Here is a 23,521-nt window from a genome sequence, read left to right as displayed (position 1 = left end):
GTCTCAGTTCCCTTCCAGGCGGTTCTCGAACAGGGTCGACCGGCGCCCGCGCAGGACGATGTCGAACTTGTAGGCAATCGTGTCGAGCGGGATGGTCGCATTGAGGTCCAGTTTCGCCGTGAGCTGCTCGATCGCGTCCGGGTCGGGAATGGTGTTGACGATCGGGCAGATCGGTATCAGGGGGTCGCCCTCGAAGTAGCACTGGGTGATGAGACGCTGACAGAATGCGGATCCGAAGATCGACACATGCACATGCGCCGGCCGCCAGTTGTTCACCCGGTTCCGCCAGGGGTAGGCTCCCGGTTTCACGGTGCGGAAGCAAAAATAGCCGTTTTCGTCGGTCAGCGTCCGGCCGCAGCCGCCGAAATTCGGGTCGATCGGGGCAAGGTAAGTGTCCTTCCGGTGTCGGTAGCGTCCACCGGCATTGGCCTGCCAGATTTCCACCAGGGTGTTCGGTACCGGTCTGGCGTTCTCGTCGAGGACGCGTCCGTGCAGGATGATACGTTCCCCGATCGCGCTTTCCCCCGGCTTGGCGTAGTTGTGCAGCAGATCCCTGTCGAGCGGATCGATGTCGTTGTGTCCGAAAACGGGCCCGGTGATTTCCGAGACCGTGTTCTCCAGGCTGATCAGGGCATATTGCGGCGACCGCGACACGGACGTCTTGTAGTCCGGCGTCAGGGCGGGCGGCTGGCGGTCTCGGTCGCGCTGGTGGTATTCACCCGGTTTGAGCATCGGTTCCTCTCCTGAGATGCCGGCGGAGCCTACTCGGCTTCCATCTCGGCATATGTCTGTTTGGCAAGTTTAAGGGCCTGGTTCGCCCGCGGCACGCCGGCGTAGATTGCCACATGTTGAAAGGCCTCCAGGACATCCTGCTTGCTTGCTCCGGTGCGCTGCGTTGCCCGGATATGCATCGGAATTTCCTCGAAGTTACCGAGTGCTGCCAGCAGTGCAAGCGTGAGCATGGAGCGTTCGCGCGGGCTGATGCCGTCGGATGACCAGACGTTCCCCCATGCGCTCTCGGTGATCAGGGTCTGGAAGGGACGGTCCAGCTCCGTCTTGCAGCTTTCCGCGCGGTCGACATGATCGTCGCCCAGGACGGCGCGGCGTACGTCCATGCCGCGGTCATAGCGTTCCGACATGGAGATCCTCCTTCAGAAAAGTCATCAGATGGCCCGCGTAATCCTGCGGGTGTTCCACGCAAGGCAGATGCCCGGCATCGGCGATTTCGACATACCGGCTGCCCGGAATGAGTTGCGTCGTCGCCCTGACGATGTCCGGCGGGCTTGCCAGGTCGTATTCGCCGCCGATCCCGAGAACCGGCAAGGTGAGCTTTGACGTGGACGCGGTGAGGTCGCTTGCTGCAAGCGCCGCGCTGCAGCCCGTGTAGCCGTCCGCCGGGGTCCGGGTCATCATGTTACGCCACAAGATGGCCTCGTCCGTCCGGCGGAACGCGTCTCCAAACCAGCGTTGAAGCACGGCGTCCGCAATCGATTCCATGCCGCCTGTGTGAATGCGCTCGATCCGCTCTTCCCACATTTGCGTGGTCCCCATTTTTGCCGCGCTGTTGGAAAGAACCAGGCCTTTCACAAGGTCCGGCCGGCGGCTGGCCAGGAGTTGTCCGATGCAGCCGCCAATGGAAAGACCCACGAAAATACAGCTTGTTATCCCGATCTGCTGCAATAACTCTTCCGCGTCTTCACAAAGTGCTTCCATCGAATAGGGCGGTTTTGGACACGAGGAAAGACCATGGCCTCTCTTGTCGAAACGGATCAGGCGCAGCCCCGAGGCCGGCAACAGCGGGATGATCTTGTCCCAGAGGCGCAGATCGGTTCCCAGGGAATTGCCGAAGACAACCGGAACACCGGCCGGATCTCCATCCTCCCGCCAGTGAAGGTCGACAGACTTGAGCCGCGCGATGTTCATCAGTAGGGCAGTCCCACATAATTCTGCGCAAACCATCTCTGCGCGATTTCGTTGTAGTGAAGGGACTCGATTTCCGCCCGTTGCATCTTGAGGTCAAACGGCGTCTGGTCCGGAAAACGGTGCAGCAGATTGGTCGTCGCCCAACTGAAGCGCTCCGCCTTCCAGACCCGCGCCAGCGCCTTCTCGGAATAATGCTCGATGCCCTCGTCTTCGTTGTCGCGATAGTGCCGAACCAGGGCTTCGGAGAGATAGTGCACGTCCGATGCCGCAGTGTTCAGTCCCTTCGCCCCGGTCGGCGGAACGATATGGGCAGCATCGCCGCACAGGAACAGGCGTCCCCAGCGCATCGGTTCCGTCACGAATGAACGCAGCGGCGCGATCGATTTCTCGATGGAAGGTCCGGTGACGAGCTTTTCCGCGATCGCTTCCGGCAGACGGCGTTTCAGCTCGTCCCAGAAGGCCTCATCACTCCAGTTCTCGGCCTTGTCGGTGAGCTCGCACTGGACGTAGTAGCGCGACAGGTTCTCGTTTCGCATGGAACAGAGCGCAAATCCCCGCGTGGAATTGGCGTAAATCAGCTCCTCGTGGACGGGCGGCGTCTCGGACAGGATACCGAGCCAGCCGAACGGAAAGATCTTTTCGTATTCCCTGCGCACCGTCTCTGGGATCGTTTTCCGGCTGACGCCATGAAACCCGTCGCAACCGGCGACGAAATCGCAGTCGAGGCGCTGCTCGGCGCCGTCTGCATGAAACGTGACATAAGGCGCGTCCCGGTCCGCATCGCAAATCCGCACATTCTCGACTTCGAAAATGGTCTTCGCGCCGACCGCCGCCCGCGCATCGTAAAGATCATGCGTCACCTCCGTCTGGCCGTAGACGATGACGTTTTGCCCGATCAGCTTCTGAAAGTTGATGTCGAACATCTCGTTTTCGTAGGAAATGCACGTCCCGTGATGAACGAAGCACTCGCGGTCCATACGCTCCGCGACGCCCGCTTCGCGCATCATGTTGACCAGCCCGGTTTCAAGAATGCCGGCCCGGATGCGCGCAAGGACGTACTCCCGCGTTTTGCGCTCAAGAATGACCGTCTCGATGCCGTGCTTGTGGAGCAGCTGTCCGAGCAGCAGACCGGACGGCCCGCCGCCTACAATGACAACCTGAGTGCGCATGCTTTCCTCCTCTGTTCCTCCTATATTGAATGTCCGAAATTGAGAAGTAAAATGAGATAACACGCCTTTTTGTTTCTCGAATTGGAAACTAAATGATCGATCGCCGCATCAAGTTCCGCCACATCCAGTGTTTCGTGGAGATCGCGCATGAACGCAGCCTGAAGCTGGCCGCCGACAAGCTGTCGCTCACGCAACCGGCCATATCCAAGACGCTGAAGGAATTGGAGGAAATCATCGGCGCCTCGCTCATGACGCGGAACAGGGCCGGCATCGCACTCACGAAGCAGGGAAAGGTCTTTCTGCATTTCGCGCAGATTTCGCTCGCGAGCCTTCAGCAGGGTCTGGATGGCGTCGAGAAGGAGGGCGAGCAGGCACGTGCAACCTTGAAGGTGGGCGCGCTGCCGAGCGTTGCCGCGAGCTTCATTCCGCCGCTGATCCGCGAATTCACGGAGCTTGCGCCGAACGTCCTGGTCAAGATCATGGACGGGCCGCACGGCTTTCTCATTGAAAGACTGAAACTGGGTGAGCTTGATCTGGTGATCGGGCGCCTGGGCCGTCCCGATTCGATGGAGGGCGTCTCCTTCACACAGCTCTACTCCGAGCGGGTCGATCTCGTCGTGCGCAAGGGGCACCCGCTGCTTGACAGCCCGGATGTGAAGCGCATCGTCGACTGGCCCGTGATCTATCCTCCCGAAGGGGCTGCAATCCGCCCGTTGGTCGAACGCTTCATGATTGCAAACGGCGTTGGCGAGATCCCCCACCGGATCGAAAGCGTTTCGGGCGCATTCGGGCGGCTCTATACCCGCCAGACCGACGCTGTCTGGATCATTTCGTCCGGTGTGGTTCAGACCGAGACCGAGGACGGCTCTCTGGTCCGCCTGCCCTTCGACAGCGATATCACCAAGGGGCCAGTGGGCCTCATGACCCGGCCGAACGCGCCGCAAACGCCGGAGGTGCAGATTTTCATGCTTGCGGTGCAAACGGTCATCAAGGAGTTGTCTCTGTCGTCGTGAACCGGCATCCGGGTGGCGGCGCGCTGACCGAACCCGAGTGGAAACGCGCCGTGCGCCGGGGACTTGCAAAGCGACTTCACGAAACCGTGAGCCCAGTGCCGCACGTTCCGTTGGCCCGGTCTCGGAAATCGACACAATCGCACTATATCTGAGCACTGAGAACAGACCGCCTTAGAGACTTCGGCGGTGCAATTTCTGTCCGATAGGAGACCACAGATGACCAACGACCTGTTCACCCGCCGGAAGCTGCTTGCCGCAGGTAGCGCTGTTGCGGTGACCGGGATGTCCGGCCTCATTGTTCCTGCCCGTGCCCAGGGCCTCGCGCCGACACGATCGATGCGCGGTGGGTCCAACAACTATCGGCCCGGTGCACCGATCGTCGACCGGATCGGCGGCGGCGGTTTCTGGATGTCCGGAACGGTGCGCCGCGCCGGTGACGGCGCACCGCTTGCCGGTCAGCGTATCCAGATTTGGGCGCACACGACCGAGGGACATGAGCGCGATGCACGCTCTCACGGGGCGACCCTGACCGACGAAAACGGCGTGTTTCGTCTCGAAATGCCCCAGATCGTGCCGGCGTTCGGACAGCCCCATGCCCATCTGGCCTATGACAGCGACGAGTTCGAGACCGTGTTTCTGAGACCCGTCATGCCGAGCGCGAAAGACACCAGTCTCGAAGCACATTTCGTGCTTCGGCCTGCCTGATCGATCGGGAACGCGAAGCTCGATGCGGCTGCGTGCGATCCTGATCTGGATTGCCCTTGCAGGGATCGTGCTTGTCCCGCTTGTGGCAGCGGCGCAAAGCCCGCTGTTGCAATGGCGCCAGCCGGTCTATATCGCCGCCGGGTTCGCAGGCATTGTCGCGCTCATTCTTCTGCTCCTACAGCCGCTTTTGGCCGGTGGTTATCTGCCCGGGCTTGCCGCACCGCGCGGCCGTGTTCTTCACCGCTGGACCGGCGTGCTTCTGGTTTTCGTCGTGATCGTCCATGTTGCCGGCCTGTGGATCACCAGCCCGCCGGATGTTGTTGACGCCTTGCTGTTCCGTTCACCGACACCGTTTTCCGTATGGGGCGTGCTCGCCATGTGGGCAGTGTTCCTGAGTGCGCTCCTCGCGCTGTTTCGCCGGAAGCTGCGGGTGCGGCCACGCACATGGCGGTTGGCCCATACAGCGTTCGCGCTCGTGATTGTCGCCGGCACGGTGATCCATGCTCTTTTGATCGAGGGCACGATGGAGACGACAAGCAAGGTCGCGCTTTGCGCCCTCGCCATAGTGGCCTTCCTCAAGGTTGTTGCCGACCTGAAGCTTTTTCCGCTTCGTCTGAAACGAAGTGCTTGAGACCGCGCGCGGCGGGGGACGTCGCTGCGGATGGTCACGGAAAGCCGTCGCCGAGATCCCAGAAGAGACCGGTCATCATCTCGAGCCCTTCCTTCATCAGGTGCGGCAGGACATGCTCGTCGGGAGCGTGCTGGGAGCAGCCGGTGTAGCTGTGCGGCACCCACAGCGTCGGCATGCCGATGATGTTGAGAAACACGCCGTTGGGCAGGGAACCGCCTGCATTGGGAATGACCGTGACCGGTTTCCCGGTCGTGCGCTCCATGGATTTGACCGCCCAGCCGACCGCCGGGTGTTCCGGGTCCAGTCGTGAGGCACGCAGCATGAACATCCGGGCCGGTTCCACGGTGATGCCTTCAAATCCCTCGTCTTCGAGATGCTTGCGGATCAGGGGCAGAACGGTATCCGGATCGGTGTCGACAACAAAGCGGATCTGGCAGATGGCTTCCGCGAAGGGCGGGACGGCGTTTTGAGGGCTTTCCGGATCGCCCGTGATGAAAGACAGAACTTCGAACGTGTTCCAGCCGAAAACTTTCTCGGCGCTGCTGAGCCCCGGTTCGCCCCACCACGGATCGATCTCCGGATCGCCGGGGCCGGAACTGACCGTGATGCTGCCGAGCGCTTCGCGCACGGAATTCTTGATGCGGTCCGGTTTCAGGCCGGGGTGCAGGATCTGGCCGTTCCGGCTGACCAGGGTGGTGAGCGCATGCATCAGCACGATCGCCGGATTTGCCAGCAGTCCGCCCCAGTTCCCGGAATGGTGGCCACCTTCGCGGTACTCCAGTCGAAAGCGGATGTTCAGACCGCCGCGCGTACCCAGCTTGATATCCGGGCCGTCGGTTGAAAAGCGCGGTCCGTCTGAAGCGATCAGGAGATCGGCCGCGAGCATGTCACGGTTTTCCCGGCAGAAGTCGGACAGTCCGGCAGATCCCATTTCCTCTGCCGTCTCGATGAGGAACGTGACGTTGTATCCAAGATGGCCCCGCGTTTCGATGACGTGGCGCATGGCTTCCATGTTGATGGCATGCTGGGACTTGTTGTCGGCAGTGCCGCGGCCGTACCAGCGCTCGCCGGATGCTGTTTCAGCGACATCGAGCGTCCATGGATCGCGGTCCTCACTCCAGCGCCCTTCCTCGCCGGGCACGGTGTCGCCGTGACCGTAACAGAACAGGGTGGGCAGAGCCGGATCCTCGATGCGCTTTGCCACCAGGAAGGGGGCGCGTTCGAGGGCCGGATTGGGATGGATTTCAACGCCAAACCCCATTGCTTCGAAACGTGCGCGCATCAGGTCCAGATACCGCAGGACATCGTGCCGATGGTCTTCTTCGCGGCTGGAAGTCGGGATCGCCACCTGCTCGGCCAGGTCGGCCTTGAACCCTCCCGCGTCGAAATAGGTCACCGCCGCTTCGATCGCGGCCTCACGTGTTGGCATAAATGAAAACCTCCGGGCAATGCGATGAATTCTAAGGACCTGCGAACAATTTGAAATACACGTATTAGGGGTCATATCCAAGTCATTCAATTACAGCAGATCATCAAGATCGATGCAGTAGCGGAACAAGCCAGTTGCAATTGAATTTTCCCTAGAGTTTGAAAAATTCCTTTCGCAACTGAAGAGGAAAAAAATCGAGGAGTCGAGGCAAAAAACGCTTCCGAACGAGTCTCTATCTATTTGTAAATTAGATATGTTCTGGAACAGATTTATCTAAAATTTACATTCAACTTGAAGTTTACAGGAGTGGAAGTCATACTGTTTTCGGATCGGGGGGTCGAATGGCGAGTGACAGTCTCAGCATCGCGACACTTGCAACGGGCGCAGAGCCGTCCGTTCACCCCGAGTGCAACCTTGATCACGACGATTCCAAGGGTTTCCTTCAAGGTACGCATCGTGCCCATCACCCCGGTCACCTGCTGAAGTCGCTTGAAGGCGAACTCGGCAAGTATGGGATCACCCGGGTTGCGCGGATCACCGGCCTCGATCGGATCGGCGTTGAGGTTTTTGCGGTCATTCGTCCGAATGCAAAGGGCCTCTCGGTCGCGCAGGGAAAAGGATGTACCCGGGAGGCTGCTGAACTGTCCGGAGTGATGGAGGCGATCGAACTCTGGCATGCCGAAAATCCAATGGCGCCGCTTCTGTTCGGAGCACGGGACAGGGTTCCGAATGCCATGGACCCTTCGGCACTTGATGGGTTCCTTGGCCGGCCGCTGGGCGCTGCCTCGATATTCTGGTGCGAAGGAACCGATCTGGCCACGAAAGAACCGGTCGCCGTTCCCTTCGATCTCGTCCATACGTGTTTCACGGACGACGCGCAGGTGCGCGGGACCAAGTTTCCCGTTTCCACGAATGGGCTGGCGTCCGGGGGCACCCGGACAGAGGCCCTGATCCACGGCGTGTGCGAAATCGTTGAGCGGCACGACACGGCAACACTTGCGAGGGTTGCACCGGAAGTCCGTGCGGCGCGCATAATCGATCTTCAGTCCGTGCAGGATCCGTCCGCGCAACGTCTGCTGGAGCAGTTCCGCGACGCGGAGATCGCGGTGCGTGTCTGGAACGCAACCGGCGAGACCGGAATTGCCACCTGTGTCGCAGCCATAGCCGACAGCCGCAATACGTCGATCCCGCCCGGGTTTGGCGCAGGTTGCCACGCCAGCCGGTCTGTTGCGCTCTGCCGTGCTTTGACCGAGGCGGCCCAGGCGCGGCTGACGCGGATTTCGGGCGCGCGCGATGACCTGAAGAGCGGGCAGTTCGGCACAGCCGAGGGTATCCGGGCGCGCTGGCTGACCGAACCTGTTCAGGGCGACAAGACATCCTTCGCTGATCTTCCGGATCTGGCGACCGACAGCCTCGATCAGGATCTCGATCTGCTGGTTGCCGCCGTGTCCGGGGCCGGGCACCGGCCGGTCGTGGCCGTTGATTTGTCGGATGATCCCCGATTTTCCGTCGTGAGGGTGATTGCGCCGGGACTGCTCGGATACGAGGTGGCCCAATGAAGGTGGTGATGTTCATCGGGCCGAGTTTGCCGGCCGACGTCGCCCTGCCGGAGGGTGTTGAACAATGCCCGCCCGCAGTTGCGGGCGACGTCTACAGGGCCGTTAGGCGCGGGGCTGAGCTCATCGCGCTCGTGGACGCCGGATTCCAGGAATTCCAGACCGTGCAGCACAAGGAGATCCTCTTTGCACTGGAGCAGGGCGTGCATGTCTGGGGAGCGGCCAGCATGGGAGCGCTTCGTGCAGCGGAATGCGATCGGTTCGGCATGCGCGGCATCGGCGGGATTTATCGTGCGTACCGGGATGGTTTGCTCGTTGACGATCACGAGGTTGCCGTGCAGCACGGGCCTGCGGAACTCGGTTATCCGGCGTTGAACGAGCCGCTGGTGAACATCCGCGAAACCTTGAAGGTTGCGCAGGGCGAAGGCGACATTTCCGCAGGGGAGGCGGCGGAGATCCTGGTCGCCGCAAGGGAAATTCCCTATGCGCAGCTCACCTGGAAATCACTTCGTGATGCCTTGGGTGCCGGGGCGCTTGGCGAGAAAGTCTCGGCGCTTGGCCGCAGGCGTGTTGATGCAAAGAAGGCGGACGCGGCAGAACTGATTGCTGCCCTCGGTGAGGCGATGGACGCCGGTCTGCCGCCTTTCCGCGCCGAATTCGAGCTGCAGCGAACCCATCACTGGAAATCCCTTGAAGCCCGCCACGAGAACACTGAAGACGGGTTGAGCGAAACCGAGCGTGCCGTGCTGGACGAATTGCGTCTGGATCCCGTGCGCTATCGGGAGCGCCTGCTGCGGGCGTTTGCACGCAGGGCGGCCGACACCGTCTCTTCGGACCGGGACGGCCAGCTGATCGAGGCGCTGCGCTCCGACCTCGGCCTTGGCACGGCGGCGCAGTTCCACGGCTGGCTTGAGGCAAACGACGCTTGCGAAGCAAGGCTTGCGGCCTTTCTGTCCGCCGACGAGGCACTCGAGGAAGCGCTCGACAGGGCTGCCCGTGAGCTGGCGCCCGCCGTGCTGGATGAACTCCGGGCGGACAGCCTCTTTGAAGACTATCTTGAGCGCGCCGAAACCAAGGCGGAACTTCTCGGTGACCGGCGCATGAGCGTTCCGGCAGCCTTCGCCGATTTCGACCTGCGTGACCTTCTCGACTGGTTCTGCCAGACGCGCAAGCTCGCCCTGCCGACGGACGACGCGGACAACCTTGCGCGCAGCCTCGGCCTTCCGGACCGTGCGGCGCTGCATCGGCTTCTCAGGCGCGAATTCGAGCGTGCCCGTGCCCGGGAGGACGCCGCATGAGACCGACGTTGCGTCAGCGAGAGGGAACACGCTTCCGTCTTTATACTCATCCCCCGCTCGACGGTGAGCCGGGCCGGCTGGTGACGGTGAGGGTTTCGAGCCCCGCGGGCAGTTTGGGCCCTGGGCCGTCGGATCACCGCATGTATGCCGTCAATCCGGTCGGCAAGGAGATGCCTTACGGCCTTGTTCCCGGTCCGATCGGCGAAACGCTGTACCTGCCGCCGTGGGACGGGCCTGTCGTGCCGCCGCCGCGCCCTGGGCCGGGCGGACACTTCGATCACATCCCGCCAGACGATCCTGCCTTCGCCGCCGTGCATCTGTTCGGCGCCGTGCGCTTCACGCTGGATGTCTGGGAGGCGTATCTCGGCGAGGAAATTCCCTGGCACTTCCAGTCCGACTACGAGAGGCTGGAGCTTTCGATGATCGAGACCTGGGCGAACGCCCACATGGGGTACGGCTATCTGGAGACCGGTGCGCGGCGGGACGAAACCGGGCATCTGCTGCCCTACGCGCTTAATTTCGACATCATCGCCCACGAGATCGGCCACGCCATTCTGGTCGCCATGACCGGCCCGTTCGTGCCAGGCACGGTGCCCGAAGCCTTCGAAGCGTTCCACGAGATGTCGTCCGACTGGGTCGCGCTGATCGCATCGCTTCATTTCGACAGTGTCATCGACGAGCTTCTGGAAAACACCAGCGGCAACCTCGACACGTTCAACCGGTTCAGCCGGTTCGGCGAAGTCTCGTCCTCGGCCCAGATCCGCCTTGCCAACAACAGCCGGACGCTGGACGAATTCACCGACGGCTGGGAAAACGAGCACCAGCTGGCGCAGCCGCTGATCGGGGCCTTTTTCGATATCTTCGTCGACACCTACCATGAGATCCTGCTGGAGATGGGCGCCGTGCCGCCCGCGCTGGAGGATCTGGCCGACCGCGCCGAGCGTGATTCCGGCCTGCGACCGCACGTGCAGCGCGGCTTCGACCGCGCCTACGAGCGCGCGCCTGACGCCTTCCGAGAGGCGCTTGAGGAAGTGCGTGATCTTTCGGCCGAATACCTGATCGCGATCTGGGAACGCATTGAAAAGGAAAGTTTCACGTTCTCCGATCTGCGCCGGATCACGGTCGACATCGACCGGGAAAGAACGGGCGGACGCCTGTCACGGCTGCTGGACAACAGTTTCCTGTTTCGCCGGATCGGACAAAGCCGCGTCGGCGCAAGACTGCGCGCCCCCGACGAGAACAGCCACGCCTACTCGGCGCGCATGCTGGCCCCGGTGCGGAATCAATGAGGTGAAAAAACTTAACTCGTGGCGCTTAGGGCCACTTCGCAAGGAGGTAACACATGGCTGATGAAAAACCTGGTCCATTGTCAGGTGAATACGACACACTCGTTGGTGAGAGCTCTATTCGGCTTTTTGGTCGGCCAATGTGGGACATCGTCTTGCGGAAACCGAAGAGCAAGCGCATCAAACCATACGGTGGCCGATTGCCGAGTGGGCCTATCCCTCCGAGACTGAGCGAAAACGATTTCCTAGTGAATCAGCTTAGCAGCAACAAAGCACGTCTCGCTCGGATCATGGCCTTTTCGTATCAAAACCAACTTTATAACCTTGTACGCCCTGCAATCTTCTTGGTTCATGGCAAAGGTGCTCCTGTTGAGTTCACCAGAGAGGGGGCTGATGGTCGAGAAAACCCCTTCTTACGCCGTATGCCGACTTACACGGACCGCTCAGGTGTGGTCAGTCAAACAGCCTCCTTTGGGCCGTACATCAAGGTTTGGTTGTATGATCGGGCTGACTTCACAATCCGCCTCGACACTGAAACAGGTACTTTCGAGCGCGTTTTGCTCGAAGCTGAACTGGGTAGTATCCGTTCCGGTTCGATGGGTGCGGGCGACGGCGACGATGTACCACCACCTCCGCCACCGCCGCGACGCCGCCGTTGGCGAGGTTCTGGAGATTAAAATAAACACTTTTGGAGGTCGCAATGTGTGAAGAGAACATCCAAAATCCTGATGGAGCCAACGCGGGTCAGGCGGACCAGCAAGAGGATCCACCTGCGGAAGAAACGTGTCTTGCCGAAACTGACCACGAGTTTGTATCGGTCACAGTTGAGGATGACATCTATGATTGCCCCGAGGACCCTACCAAAAAGACAGGGGGATCCGACATGGTCCTGTTGCTCCATGTTCCTGAGGAGCCTATCAACGAGGAGCCAAAGTTAACGAACTCTACATTGTACATAAGAATTTTGCGCAGAAGCGATCAGGAAGACAGTACGTGTCCGCTAGAGATGGACGAATTCGAAATAATTGCATCTGAAAGATCGCCGGATTATCCGCTGATATACGTTTTCCCGATTACGATTGATGCAATTGGTAGTGGCACTAGATTTGGTGATAAGTTTTTCGAAGCATACAAGACAAAAGATGATGATGGAAACCTGAGTAACCCTGTTGCGCGTTCGTGGAGAAAGACACAGAGCGGTGCGTACGAATTTGTAGATGACTGCGAATTTACGTTGGTCGCAGATTGCCCGAAAAGAGTCGACTAAAGCCCCGCCCGCTCCAGCCCCTCGACAAATATTTCCGTGTCGGCGGGGTCTCGGTCGGGGACGATATGCGCCCAGGCGCGGGCCGAGAAGCCGGGATATTTCTTGCGCAGAACCTCGGCCCAGTGCCTGGCGTCTTCCATTCGGCCCAAATAGGCTGAGCTTGCGGTCAGGACGCGCAGAGCCTGTGTCGGGTCCGACATTTCCATGACCGTCTTGATCGCGGCTTCGAAGTCGCGGTTGACGAGGTGGGCGTGTGCCAGATCCCGCCTGTAGCGATCGGCGTGGAGGGGGTTCAGGCGAATGGCGCGGTCGAAGAGCTTGATCGCCTTTTCCTTTTCGCCGGCGTGCTTCAGCGTGTCGGCATATTCCCCGATGATATCCGCGTCGGAGGGATTGAGATCGAGCGCGCGTTTATAGGCGGCAAGGGACCGGTCATGCTCCCGGCGGTAAAGGGACACAGAGCCGACCTCCGCCTGCCCCCTGGCGTCGGACCCGTCGACCACCGTCGCCTTCACCGCGGCTTCGTGTGCCGCGTGGAAACTCTTTTCCGGATCCTTGCTCCAGCTGTATTTCCAGTCCAGGTGATGGGCGCGCGACAGCACGGCATAGGACCGGGCGTAGTTCGGGCTGATTTCAAGGGCGCGCCCGATCAGGTTCATGCCCGCCTGGCAGGTTTCCCGCTCGTTCAGAAAAATTTCCGAGCTGGCCCGGAGTTGCAGGGCGTAAGCGTTCAGGGAATCGGGATTGCGGGCCCGCGCAAGCCAGCGTTCGGCTTCCTCGATCTGCACGGCCATGGAGGCAGCTCCGCATTCGGCAATCTCTTCCTGCACATCGAAGATATCGTCGAATGTCCGGTCGTAGCTCTCGGTCCAGATGGCCTTGTCCTGCTCGGCGTCGTAAAGATGCACCTTGACCCGTATCCGCCGTTCCGTGAGCTGAACCTTGCCGTTGACCGTGTAACGCACTTTCAGGCGCTGCATTAGGTCGCCGGGCAGCGTCACGATCCCAAGCGCGGAAGAACCCGGCGCGATGACATCCAGACCCCTGAACCGTGTCAGGAAACCGATGATCTCGGAGGCGAAGCCGTCCGCAAGCGCAGCCAGGTCTTCGCGCGCGCTTACGCAGGTGAATGGCAGCACGGCAACCGATGGCCGGAAGCTACTGGTGGCTAGTGTCTGGTCCGGGCTGTCTGATTGCACGATGATTGAAGCATCCGTGTCGCCGAAGCCGACCACGCGGAAGACCTCCAGATCCCGCCCCATGTTCTTGAGTTCCGGGTGCCCCAGCGAGACGAACTGAAAGTCCGTCAGCCCGCGCAGTTCGCTGCTCACGGTGTCGGAGACACAGATACCGCCGGGTTGTGCGAGCGGTTCAAGCCGGGCTGCGATATTGACGCTGTCACCGTGCAGCTGACCGTCAGCCTCGACCGTATCACCCGTGTGGATCCCGATCCGGAAGCGTATGTCCTGCAGGTCCGTCTGGTTGTGCTTTCTTTCCTGGATATCCACCGCGCATGACATGGCTGCCCGCGCGCTGGGAAAGGTGGCGAGCACGCTGTCGCCCGCGCCACCACGGCGCTCACCGCCATGTCTCTTGATGAGATCTGCAATTTCTCGCAGGTGATGGCGAATGCTCTTGATGCCGAGCATTTCGTCACGACGGATCAGTGCACTATATCCCACCGCATCCGCATATAGGATCGCAGTCAAGACAGGCTTCATCTGCGGCGCATCTCCAGAGCAATGAATTCTTAAATGCAATAAAAACTAACACTATCCCGGAAAGCAGGCCAGATTAAACTGCGGGCAGCAAGCAAAGAGAGCGTTGACTTGTCCGGCATCACGTAATGTTTGGCGGAATTTTCGTATTTTAAAATGGCGCATAGTCAACGAAAAAATCGGTAAAGACTTTGTTTTGGAAGGCGTTGTCTGCTTTTGCGTGTATCTATTTGTGGTTGGCAGGCGCTACTATTGCGTGAATACTGATAGATGAAATATTCAAGGTTGATTGACCGGCTGTTGTCGGAGCGCGCGCCCCGAAACTAGCGGTCGCGCCGTGCAAGTCTGACAGCCGTTTGTCCCTGCCACAGGCGTTTCGACGGCATGACGAGCATGAGATTGTCCTCCGGCGTGCAGACGGGTCTGCCGCCGTCATATCCGAGCACCGTTCCCTTGTCGGCGATGATTTCACCACCCGAAAACGGTCTTTCAAAAACGAATTCTGCGTTCTTGATGGTGATCGCCTCGATGACCGTGTAGGCCGTTTGCGGCGTCGAAGGGGGAGCAAACTCACTCAGTATGTCTTGCGGAAGGGTACCGGTTGCCACGAGAAACCGTGCCGCGGATTCGCGGGCAAGAAGACCAGCGGGTGCCTCCCAGTGCTGGCCGCATTCGATCAGCAGCGCCGTTTGCGTGGCATCTGGATCATCGAAGGCGCCGTAGTCCCGCATGCGCCGGCCCGCCGCGTGACCCGCATCTCCGACAACCCTCTCCGGCACGCCGACGGCAGCCGCCAGTGCTTTTGCCCGTGCATGGCGTCCCGACATCATGAGCGGCGGTGCCAGGTGCTGCATGCTGTGAATGTCCAGAAGAAAATCGATGTCTTCCAGCGAAGGACGGACCTCGCGTGCGCGGCGAAGCTCGACGCTGTCGCGGTCTCCTTCAAGCACGTCCTTGTCCCAGACACGGTTGAAGTCCTCGTCGATCCATCGCGTCGCATTCGGGTCCCCGGGATCGAACGCCTCGTAGGCGGCTATGTTCATGAATGCCATCGTCAGCGATCCCGCCAAGGGCCGCGTGTCTCGCTGCATCAGCCAGTCAAGCGCGATCGCACCGCAGGGCTCGTTGCCGTGGACGATGGCGCTGAGCATCACATTCGGCCCCGGAGCACCGCTCTCGAAACGCCAGACATAGGGAATGCCGGTATTGCCGGTCTTGTAAGGGGACAGATCGGGCGGGGTCAGTTCAACCTTGTATTCGTTCGGAATGTTGATTTCGGCCATCGGATCGTGCTCCTTTTGCGATGATAACCATACGCGGAGGAATTTCGGTGAGGGAACCCAAGGTTGCGCTGTTGGGCATGATACTGGAATCGAACAGGTTTGCACGCCCGGCAAATGAGCATGATTTCCGTTCCCTGACCTGGCTTGGCGGAAAGGCGCTTCTTGACGAGGCCCGGTCTGCGACGCCGTCGCTGGCCGCCGAATTTGCCGCATTCGTCCGGGCGATGGACGCCACCGGCCCCTGGCATCCCGTTCCTTGCACCCTGGCGGCCAGTCATCCGGCGGGGCCTGTCGACAAGAACGTCTTCGAGACGATTGCGGGCAACATCGAGAGCCAGCTTGCCGCCGCCGGGCCGCTCGACGCGGTCTATGTCTGCAATCACGGCGCCATGGTTGCCGAACACAATCATGATCCGGACGGAGACCTGATGGCGCGGGTTCGGGCCCTGGTCGGTCCCGGGACCCTGATCATCAGCACGCTGGACCTGCACGGAAACATCTCGGAAAAGATGACGGAGGCCTGTGATCTGATCGTCGGCTACCGGACCAATCCCCATGTCGACATGATCGAGCGCGGAGAAGAGGCCGCATTCTCCTTGAGGCGCTGCCTTGCCTCCGGCCGGCGTCCGAAGATTGCACTTGCAAAGCCGCCGATCGTTCCGGCATCCGTTGCCCTTCTGACGGCTGAAGCGCCCTACGGCGCGCTGATCGACTACGGCCAGCGGCGTCAGGCGGAACTGGGCGGCGCAATTCTGAATGTCTCCGTATTCGGCAATTTCATTTTCTCCGACACACCGGACAATGGCGTGAGCGTGGTTGTCACGGCGCGCGATGACCTGGAGACGGCGCAAAAGCTGGCCGCCGAGATCGCGGACCACGCCTGGTCGCAGCGCGAGAGCTTTGTCAGAACCCTGAGCACCGTGGACCGGGCCGTTTCGATGGCCTGCGATCCGGATGGGCCGCCGGTCATCTTTTCGGACGCAGGCGACAATCCGGGCGGAGGCGGGTCCGGCAGAACCACCGAACTGCTTGCTGCGCTCCATGCCGGTGGCGCCGGGAATGTTCTCTACGGGTCTTTTTTCGACCCAGACCTTGCTGCGGAAGCCCACAAGCTGGGGGTGGGGGCCAAGTTCACCGCCTGCTTCAATCGCAACGCCGGCAAGGCCGCCTGGGAGCAATGGGATCGAAGGTTCTTGGCTCCGGCAAAGGTTCTTGCGCTGCACGACGGAAATGTTGTCGGAGAACGCGGCATGACCGCCGGACGGCAGATGCATCTCGGACCCTGCGCCGCGCTTGAGCTTGGGGGCATTCGGGTCGTCGTGATTTCTGACCGGGCGCAGACAGCCGACCCGGTTTTCTTCCATATGCTGGGGCTCGAAATCGAGCGCGCCAGGTGTGTCGTCGTGAAGTCCCGCGGACATTTTCGTGCAGGGTTCTCCGGATGGTTCGCACCCGAGCAGGTCTTCGAGATCGATACGGCGGGGCTGACGAGCCCGGTGCTGGAGCGCTGGCCCTTCGAATTCATACCCCGGCCCAGCTTCCCGCTGGATCCGGATACGGTCTGGAACGATAGCGGCGAAGGCTAGACAATCTCCGAATATTCATCCGGTGGCGTGGTGACCTTGACGTATTCCATGAACTGCTGCGCGAGTTCTGAAGGCTGACGGCCCGAAGGGAGCACGAAGCTGGTGTTGTAGGTGATCGGGGCGTCGAATGGCCGGACCGTGATGTTCGGCATGCCGCCGGACAGGACCGGGAACGGGTTTAGCAAGGTGACACCGAGGCCTTCCCGGACGAGTTCGATCGCGGCCATGTTCGTGGCGGTTTCGGCAACCGTTCTGGGGCGCACGCCTGCGCGCGCGAACACCTGCTCGGTAATCGCGCGGGTTCCAAGCCTGCGCAGGAACTCGATCAGCTCCACGTCCTCGAGATCCGCCGGTCTGATGATGTCCTTCTTCGCAAGGGGGTGGCCGCTCGGCATCGCGCAGACGACTTGAGAACGACGCCAGGGCACCAGCGTGACACCTGAGCGCTGGATCATCGCGCTGGTCAGTCCGAGATCGTAGCGCAGGTCGAGAATGCCCGACACCAGGACGTCTGTCGCCTGGATATCGAGTTGCAGGCTCTTGCCCGGGTTCTGTTTGAGGAAGGCCGCCACCCTCTGGATGATGAAGTTGTGGGCGAGTGTCGGCGGCACGATCAATCGCAGTGGTTCTTCGTCGGCCGCCGCCCACTCGGCGCCTTCGATCCGGGCCAGTGTCTCAAAGAGCGGATCCAGTTGCGCATTGAGCCGAAGGGCAGATGCCAGCGGTTCGATCCGCCCGGATGTGCGCAAGAACAGCTTCCGTCCGACCCGCTGTTCCAGCTGCCCGAGGGCGCGGCTGACGGAGGATTGGGAAACGCCAAGCCTGCGCGCGGCGGCGAGCGTGGTACCTGTTGTCACCAGGGCGCGCAGGGCTTCCATTTCGCGGAGTCTGTGTCGATGGCCTGCCATGAATTGCGTTTCCGGATGTTGGAGGTCCTAAAGTTGAATTATCCTATGCAAAAATGGATACATTTTAATATTGGCAATGAGTTTTCTGCAAGCTAACATCTTTTCCATCGTGCGGCAAAATATCCGGAAAAGGACACCGCACCTTCCGAGGGAGTTAGGAAACCATGAGAAGATTCAGGATTTTAGCCGCTGTCACGGTGAGTGCTCTGGCACTCGCGACCGGAGCAGCCCAAGCAGAAAAACTGACCATCGGTCTGGCTTCGGAGCCGACATCGATGGACCCCCATTTTCACAACCTTGGACCGAACAACGCCATGTCGGTCCATTTGTTTGATCGTCTCATCGCGCAGGATGAAAAGCAGCGCCTGTCGCCGGGCCTCGCCGTGTCCTGGGAACCGATCGACGATCTGACCTGGGAATTCAAGCTGCGCGAGGGCGTGAAGTTTCACGACGGCAGCGATTTCAATGCAGATGATGTCATCTGTACGATGGAGCGCGCACCGGAGGTGCCCAACTCGCCCTCCGGCTACGGCACCTATCTGAAGGGCAAGACCTTCAAGAAGATCGATGACTATACCGTTCATGCCATCACCGAGGCGCCTTACCCGCTGATGGCGAACGACATCTCCACGATCCCGGTCATTTCCGACAGCGCCGGTTGCGGGGCTGCAACGGAAGACTTCAACGCAGGAACCGCCGCCGTCGGCACGGGACCGTTCAAGTTCTCCGACTACAAGCCCGGTGAGAGCATCACGCTCGTGCGCAACGACGACTACTGGGGCGATGCCCCGACCTGGAGCGAGGTCGAATTCCGGCCGATCAAGTCCGGCCCGAGCCGCGTCGCGGCCCTGCTGGCCGGCGATGTCGACATGATCGCCGGTGTTCCGACGACGGACATTTCGACGCTTGAAGGCAAGGACGATATCCAGCTCAGCCAGGGTGTTTCGAACCGCGTCATCTATCTTCACATGGACCAGTTCCGCGAGAACTCTCCCTTCGTGAAAGGCAATGACGGCAGCGACATCAAGAATCCGCTGATGGATCAGCGTGTCCGTCTGGCAATCTCCAAGGCCATCAACCGTGACGCCATCGTCGAACGTGTCATGGAAGGGGTCGCGATCCCTGCCGGACAGCTGCTGCCGGAAGGCTTCTTCGGTGTCTCCGACAAACTGCAGCCTGAAGGCTATGATCCGGAAGCCGCCAAGGCGCTGCTCGCCGAAGCCGGTTACCCGGACGGGTTCCAGATGACCATTCACGGCCCGAATGACCGGTACATCAACGACGCCAAGATTGCCGAGGCAATCGGTCAGATGCTCACCCGGATCGGCATCAAGACCGCGGTCGAGACAATGCCGAGGTCGGTCTATTTCGGACGTGCATCGCGCGGCGGCGCCGATGGTCTTCCCGAGTTCAGCTTCATCCTGGTTGGATGGGGTGCCGGTTCCGGCGAGGCTTCGTCGCCTCTGAAGTCCCTGATCCACACCTACGACAAGGACAAGGGTTTCGGGTCCTCGAACCGCGGCCGTCACTCCAACGCCGAGATCGATGCTCTGATCGAGGAAGCACTCAGGACCGTCGATGACGAGAAACGTCAGGACCTGCTCGCTCAATCGACGGAAATGGCGATCGAGAACGTTGCGATCATCCCGACGCACTTCCAGGTCAACACGTGGGCGGCCAAGAAAGGCCTGAAATATACGCCCAGGACCGACGAGTACACCCTTGCGATGGGTGTCGTGAAGGAATGATTCCTCCCTGCCGGGTCGCCGTCATCGGCGGCCCGGTTCTTCTTCCAACCGAGAAAATCCCATGACTGTTTTCGTCATCCGGCGGTTGATGCAGGCGTTCTTCGTCGTCTTTCTGATGTCGGTGATTGTCTTCTTCGGCGTGAACATCGTCGGCGATCCGGTGTACATGCTGGTCAGCCCCGATGCCGATCAGGCCGACATCGAAGCCGCCATCCGCCGTCTCGGGCTCGACCGGCCCATTTGGGAACAATACCTCCTGTTTCTGAAGGGGGCGGCACAGGGCAATCTCGGGGACAGCTTCGTCTTCGGCGAACCGGCGCTAAAACTGATCCTGCACCACATGCCGGCAACGCTGGAACTGGCGTTCAGCGCGCTCTTCCTGTCCATCGTGCTCGGAATTCCGCTGGGACTGTTTTCGGGGCTCTACCCGGATAACCCGGTGTCGAAAGGCATCATGGCGGGGTCCATACTGGGCTTCTCGCTGCCAACATTCTGGGTCGGCCTGATGCTGATCCTCCTTTTCGCCGTCGAACTCGGCTGGCTGCCCTCCACCGGGAGGGGGGACACGGCATCCATATTCGGGATCGAGACCAGCCTGGCGACCTGGGACGGTATCCGGCACATCTTCCTTCCGGCGCTGAACCTGTCGCTGCTGAAAATTTCGCTTGCGATCCGCCTGACCCGCGCCGGTGTCCGCGAAGCGATGGGGCAGGACTATGTCAAATACGCACGCGCCAAGGGCATTTCGACCAAACGCATCATTTTCGTCCATGTCATGAAGAACATCATGATCCCGGTGATCACGGTGATGGGGCTCGAGTTCGGCAGCCTGATCGGCTTCTCCGTTGTCACGGAAACGATCTTTGCCTGGCCGGGCATGGGCAAGCTTCTGATCGACGCAATCCTGCAGCTCGACCGTCCGGTTGTCGTGGCCTACCTGATGATCATGGTCCTGTTCTTTGTCCTGATCAATCTGATCGTCGACATCCTCTATTCCATCCTGGACCCGCGGGTCCGCATTCAGGACCAGGGCGCATGACCGACACAGCAATCCAGTCCGCAGGCCCGGCCGCCGCCAAGGTCGAAACGCCTTTCCAGCGCTTTCGTGCCGAATTCTTCGAAAGCCGCATTGCTGCGACCGCCTTCGTTGTTCTGGTCGTCATCGTCTTGCTGGCGATCCTCGCCCCCTGGATCACGCCCCAAAACCCTTACGATCTTGCGCAGGTCGATGTATTGGATGGCCGTTTGCCCCCCGGGTCGGAAGCTTTTGCCGGATATACGATGTGGCTCGGCTCCGACGGCGCGGGGCGCGACCTTTACTCCGCGATCCTCTACGGGTTGAGGATCTCGATTTCCGTCGGACTGGCGTCCGGGGTGATCGCTCTTTTCATCGGCATGACGGTGGGGCTGATCGCAGCATATGCAGGTGGCCGGACGGAGGCGATCATCATGCGTGTTGTCGACCTGCAACTGTCTTTTCTGGCATCGCTCGTCGCCCTCATGCTCGTCGCGGCGCTGGGCAAGGGGGTCGACAAGATCATCCTCGCGCTCGTCGTGGCGCAATGGGCGTATTATGCCCGGACGGTGCGCGCGACCGCTCTTGTCGAACGCGGCAAGGAATATGTCGAGGCGGCGCAATGCCTCGGTCTGTCTCGTTCGCGGGTGGTGTTCCGCCATATCCTGCCGAATTGCCTGGCGCCCCTGATCGTGGTCGGCACCGTGCAGACGGCCCATGCCGTTTCCCTCGAGGCGACCCTCTCGTTCCTGGGGGTCGGGCTGCCGCAGACCGAACCGTCGCTGGGCGTTTTGATCGCCAACGGCTTTGAATACATGCTGTCGGGCAGATACTGGATCTCGGTCTTTCCCGGGATCGCGCTGCTCATGACCGTCGCGTCGATCAATCTTGTCGGCGACCAGTTGCGCGACGTGCTCAATCCGAGGCTGAAAAAATGACCGCTGTTCTGGAAGTGAGCGGGCTCAAAACGCATTTCTTCACCCATGCCGGCGTGGTCAAGGCGGTCGACGGGGTCGACTTCACCGTCAGCAAGGGTGAAGTCATGGGCCTTGTCGGGGAATCCGGATCGGGCAAGTCCATAACCGGGTTTTCCATTCTGGGGCTCATCGATCCGCCCGGCCGGATCGTCGAAGGCGCGATCAGGTTCAACGGCGAGGACATCGCCAATGCACCTGAGGAAAAGCTCAAGGCGATCCGCGGGAACCGGATATCCATGATCTTCCAGGATCCGATGATGACGCTCAACCCGGTGCTGCGTATCGATTGCCAGATGATGGAAGCGATCCTCGCCCACGAAAAGGTGCCTAAAAAGGAAGCCTGGGAGCGGTGCCGGGATGCCCTTGGCCTCGTCGGTATTCCGTCTCCCGAAGAACGCCTCAAGGCCTATCCGCATCAGCTTTCGGGCGGAATGCGGCAGCGTGTATCCATCGCGATCGCTTTTCTGAACAAACCGGATCTGATCATCGCCGACGAACCGACAACGGCGCTCGATGTCACCATTCAGGCACAGATCATCCACGAGGCCCAGAAACTCACCCGGCAGACAGGCACCGCGATGATCTGGATCACGCACGATCTTGCGGTGGTCGCCGGTCTGGCCGACCGGATTTCGGTCATGTATGCGGGCCGGATCGTCGAACAGGGCCAGACGGACAATGTCATCGATCATCCGCTCCATCCCTATACCGTTGGCCTGCTGGGCTCGGTGCCGACCGCCAACAAACGCGGTGAGCGTCTGTTCCAGATCGAGGGCATGACACCCAACATGCTGGCTCTGCCTGAAGGCTGCGCCTTCTCGCCGCGCTGCGGTTTTGCCAGCGCGGCCTGCAAGGTTCCGCCAGCCGTCGAGCACGTGGCGGAACGGGAGCTTCGTTGTTATCACCCCCAGTCACAGGTGGCAGCTGAATGACGGCGCCTTTGGTAGAAATCCGCGATGTTTCCAAACGCTTCGCCAAGCGTCTCGATGTTGCCGGAAAGATCGCACAGAAGCTGGGCGCAGGCGTACGCGAAGAAGTGGTCCATGCGGTTGACGAGGTCAATCTCGAGGTCAGGGAGGGCGAGGTGCTCGGTCTCGTCGGCGAATCCGGTTGCGGCAAATCCACGCTCGGCCGCGTGGTCGCCGGCATTCACGCGCCGACGTCCGGACAACTGCTCTACCAGGGAAACGATGTTGCTTCCATGTCGGGGGCGGACCGCCGTGCGGCGACCCTTGCCATTCAGATGATCTTTCAGGACCCGTTTGCGAGCCTGAATCCGAGAATGCGCGTTGAAGACATCATCGGGGAAGCCCCGCGGGTCCATGGTATTGTCTCCGGGTCCGAAGCGCCGGACTACGTCGACGACATCATGCGCAAGGTCGGGCTGGATCCGTCTCTAAAGCGGCGTTACGCCCACCAGTTTTCCGGCGGGCAGCGGCAGCGGATCGGCATTGCACGGGCACTCGCCGTGAAGCCGAAGTTTCTCGTCTGTGACGAGGCGATTGCGGCGCTGGACGTATCGATCCAGGCACAGGTGATCAACCTGTTCATGGATCTTCGCGAGGAGTTCGGCCTGACCTATCTCTTCATCAGCCATGACCTGAGCGTCGTCGAACACATCGCCGACAGGGTGGCCATCATGTATCTCGGCCGCATTGTTGAAAGCGCGTCGACCGAGGAGATCTTCAACGCGCCGCGGCATCCCTATACGAGGGCGCTTCTGGCCGAAGCGCCACGGCTGGACCAGCGCAAGCGGGATTTCGCTCCCATTGAAGGTGAAATTCCCTCGCCCCTTAACCCGCCCGACGGATGCTTCTTCAACCCGCGCTGCCCGCATGCGCAAGACCTGTGCCGTGCCGATCAGCCGATGCTGGAGGCCATAGACGCGGGACACAAGGTCGCGTGCCACTACTGGAAAGACATTTGACCACGCGGGTCGCCGCGCTGGCCAGGACAGAAACCTGCTGCGGCTTGTCGGGCGTCCGCCCACACTGAAGTGAATAAACGGC

The 23,521-nt window shown here is 60.7% G+C and carries 22 protein-coding genes; 14 read left to right on the top strand and 8 right to left on the bottom strand.

Translation table 11 applies throughout. From position 1 onward, the window contains the following. Positions 1-3: 3 nt before the first annotated feature. From pcaH to pobA, 4 genes are read right to left on the bottom strand one after another with little or no spacing between them, the layout of a single operon-like run. Complete coding sequence (gene pcaH / locus ACO08A_RS01530) at positions 4-732, bottom strand: protocatechuate 3,4-dioxygenase subunit beta (protein WP_422039514.1); 729 nt, start codon at positions 730-732, stop codon at positions 4-6. Between the two features lie 29 nt (positions 733-761). Beyond that, positions 762-1,139, bottom strand: coding sequence for a 4-carboxymuconolactone decarboxylase (gene pcaC / locus ACO08A_RS01525; protein WP_319386563.1), 378 nt, complete (start codon positions 1,137-1,139; stop codon positions 762-764). After that, complete coding sequence (pcaD, locus tag ACO08A_RS01520; RefSeq protein ID WP_422039513.1) at positions 1,123-1,923, bottom strand: 3-oxoadipate enol-lactonase; 801 nt, start codon at positions 1,921-1,923, stop codon at positions 1,123-1,125. Before pcaD ends, pcaC begins: the two co-directional genes overlap by 17 nt. Beyond that, complete coding sequence (gene pobA / locus ACO08A_RS01515; RefSeq protein ID WP_422039512.1) at positions 1,923-3,092, bottom strand: 4-hydroxybenzoate 3-monooxygenase; 1,170 nt, start codon at positions 3,090-3,092, stop codon at positions 1,923-1,925. The genes pcaD and pobA overlap by 1 nt, the downstream gene beginning before the upstream one ends. A gap of 92 nt (positions 3,093-3,184) precedes the next feature. On the opposite strand from pobA, the gene pcaQ reads away from it, so the two are divergent. The 3 genes from pcaQ to ACO08A_RS01500 all read left to right on the top strand — a co-directional run bounded on the left by pcaQ (position 3,185) and on the right by ACO08A_RS01500 (position 5,441). Further along, on the top strand, positions 3,185-4,105 hold the full coding sequence (gene pcaQ, locus ACO08A_RS01510; RefSeq protein ID WP_422039511.1) for a pca operon transcription factor PcaQ: 921 nt from the start codon (positions 3,185-3,187) through the stop codon (positions 4,103-4,105). 216 nt (positions 4,106-4,321) lie between these two features. Then, positions 4,322-4,810, top strand: a complete 489-nt coding sequence (locus ACO08A_RS01505; protein ID WP_422039510.1) for a twin-arginine translocation pathway signal — start codon at positions 4,322-4,324, stop codon at positions 4,808-4,810. A 22-nt stretch (positions 4,811-4,832) separates the two neighbouring features. Next, the gene (locus ACO08A_RS01500; RefSeq protein ID WP_422039509.1) at positions 4,833-5,441 is read left to right on the top strand and encodes a ferric reductase-like transmembrane domain-containing protein; all 609 of its coding nucleotides are present in this window, start codon (positions 4,833-4,835) and stop codon (positions 5,439-5,441) included. 34 nt (positions 5,442-5,475) lie between these two features. On the opposite strand, the gene ACO08A_RS01495 is transcribed toward ACO08A_RS01500, so the two are convergent. Continuing rightward, positions 5,476-6,870, bottom strand: coding sequence for a M20 family metallopeptidase (locus ACO08A_RS01495; RefSeq protein WP_422039508.1), 1,395 nt, complete (start codon positions 6,868-6,870; stop codon positions 5,476-5,478). 341 nt (positions 6,871-7,211) lie between these two features. Between ACO08A_RS01495 and ACO08A_RS01490 the strand changes: the two genes are divergently transcribed. Genes ACO08A_RS01490 through ACO08A_RS01470 form a run of 5 tightly spaced genes read left to right on the top strand, consistent with a single transcriptional unit; the run spans position 7,212 to position 12,277 of the window. After that, on the top strand, positions 7,212-8,429 hold the full coding sequence (locus ACO08A_RS01490; protein WP_422039507.1) for a YcaO-like family protein: 1,218 nt from the start codon (positions 7,212-7,214) through the stop codon (positions 8,427-8,429). Then, positions 8,426-9,724, top strand: a complete 1,299-nt coding sequence (locus tag ACO08A_RS01485) for a TfuA-like protein (RefSeq protein ID WP_422039506.1) — start codon at positions 8,426-8,428, stop codon at positions 9,722-9,724. The genes ACO08A_RS01490 and ACO08A_RS01485 overlap by 4 nt, the downstream gene beginning before the upstream one ends. Next, positions 9,721-11,013 (top strand): hypothetical protein, encoded by a 1,293-nt coding sequence (locus ACO08A_RS01480; RefSeq protein WP_422039505.1) that lies wholly within the window; start codon positions 9,721-9,723, stop codon positions 11,011-11,013. The genes ACO08A_RS01485 and ACO08A_RS01480 overlap by 4 nt, the downstream gene beginning before the upstream one ends. Positions 11,014-11,066: 53 nt before the next feature. Further along, positions 11,067-11,687 (top strand): hypothetical protein, encoded by a 621-nt coding sequence (locus tag ACO08A_RS01475; protein ID WP_422039504.1) that lies wholly within the window; start codon positions 11,067-11,069, stop codon positions 11,685-11,687. 23 nt (positions 11,688-11,710) lie between these two features. Beyond that, positions 11,711-12,277, top strand: coding sequence for a hypothetical protein (locus ACO08A_RS01470; protein WP_422039503.1), 567 nt, complete (start codon positions 11,711-11,713; stop codon positions 12,275-12,277). On the opposite strand, the gene ACO08A_RS01465 is transcribed toward ACO08A_RS01470, so the two are convergent. Next, positions 12,274-13,998: an adenylate/guanylate cyclase domain-containing protein gene (locus ACO08A_RS01465; protein WP_422039502.1), complete on the bottom strand. Its 1,725-nt coding sequence runs from the start codon at positions 13,996-13,998 to the stop codon at positions 12,274-12,276. The two genes, ACO08A_RS01470 and ACO08A_RS01465, sit on opposite strands and share 4 nt — an antisense overlap. A 320-nt stretch (positions 13,999-14,318) precedes the next feature. Then, complete coding sequence (locus ACO08A_RS01460) at positions 14,319-15,278, bottom strand: succinylglutamate desuccinylase (RefSeq protein WP_422039501.1); 960 nt, start codon at positions 15,276-15,278, stop codon at positions 14,319-14,321. Between the two features lie 47 nt (positions 15,279-15,325). On the opposite strand from ACO08A_RS01460, the gene ACO08A_RS01455 reads away from it, so the two are divergent. Then, on the top strand, positions 15,326-16,864 hold the full coding sequence (locus ACO08A_RS01455; RefSeq protein WP_422039500.1) for a M81 family metallopeptidase: 1,539 nt from the start codon (positions 15,326-15,328) through the stop codon (positions 16,862-16,864). Here the strand turns inward: ACO08A_RS01455 and ACO08A_RS01450 are convergent. Continuing rightward, positions 16,861-17,772 (bottom strand): LysR family transcriptional regulator, encoded by a 912-nt coding sequence (locus tag ACO08A_RS01450; protein WP_422039499.1) that lies wholly within the window; start codon positions 17,770-17,772, stop codon positions 16,861-16,863. The two genes, ACO08A_RS01455 and ACO08A_RS01450, sit on opposite strands and share 4 nt — an antisense overlap. 164 nt (positions 17,773-17,936) lie before the next feature. Between ACO08A_RS01450 and ACO08A_RS01445 the strand changes: the two genes are divergently transcribed. The 5 genes from ACO08A_RS01445 (at position 17,937) to ACO08A_RS01425 (ending at position 23,439) form a co-directional block, all read left to right on the top strand. Beyond that, positions 17,937-19,520 (top strand): ABC transporter substrate-binding protein, encoded by a 1,584-nt coding sequence (locus ACO08A_RS01445; RefSeq protein ID WP_422039498.1) that lies wholly within the window; start codon positions 17,937-17,939, stop codon positions 19,518-19,520. Between the two features lie 61 nt (positions 19,521-19,581). After that, positions 19,582-20,559 carry an ABC transporter permease gene (locus ACO08A_RS01440; RefSeq protein WP_422039497.1) on the top strand — a complete coding sequence of 326 codons (978 nt, stop codon included), beginning with the start codon at positions 19,582-19,584 and terminating at the stop codon, positions 20,557-20,559. Further along, a complete protein-coding gene (locus tag ACO08A_RS01435) occupies positions 20,556-21,473 on the top strand; it encodes an ABC transporter permease (protein ID WP_422039496.1) in 918 nt (305 codons plus the stop codon). Before ACO08A_RS01440 ends, ACO08A_RS01435 begins: the two co-directional genes overlap by 4 nt. Further along, complete coding sequence (locus ACO08A_RS01430; RefSeq protein ID WP_422039495.1) at positions 21,470-22,444, top strand: ABC transporter ATP-binding protein; 975 nt, start codon at positions 21,470-21,472, stop codon at positions 22,442-22,444. The genes ACO08A_RS01435 and ACO08A_RS01430 overlap by 4 nt, the downstream gene beginning before the upstream one ends. Further along, positions 22,441-23,439, top strand: coding sequence for an ABC transporter ATP-binding protein (locus ACO08A_RS01425; protein WP_422039494.1), 999 nt, complete (start codon positions 22,441-22,443; stop codon positions 23,437-23,439). The genes ACO08A_RS01430 and ACO08A_RS01425 overlap by 4 nt, the downstream gene beginning before the upstream one ends. Positions 23,440-23,521 lie beyond the last annotated feature (82 nt).

It is taken from the genome of Roseibium sp., from assembly GCF_965232425.1.
GTDB lineage: Bacteria > Pseudomonadota > Alphaproteobacteria > Rhizobiales > Stappiaceae > Roseibium.
The sequence above is the reverse complement of the archived record's forward strand: the minus strand, read 5'-3'. Positions and strand labels throughout refer to the sequence as shown.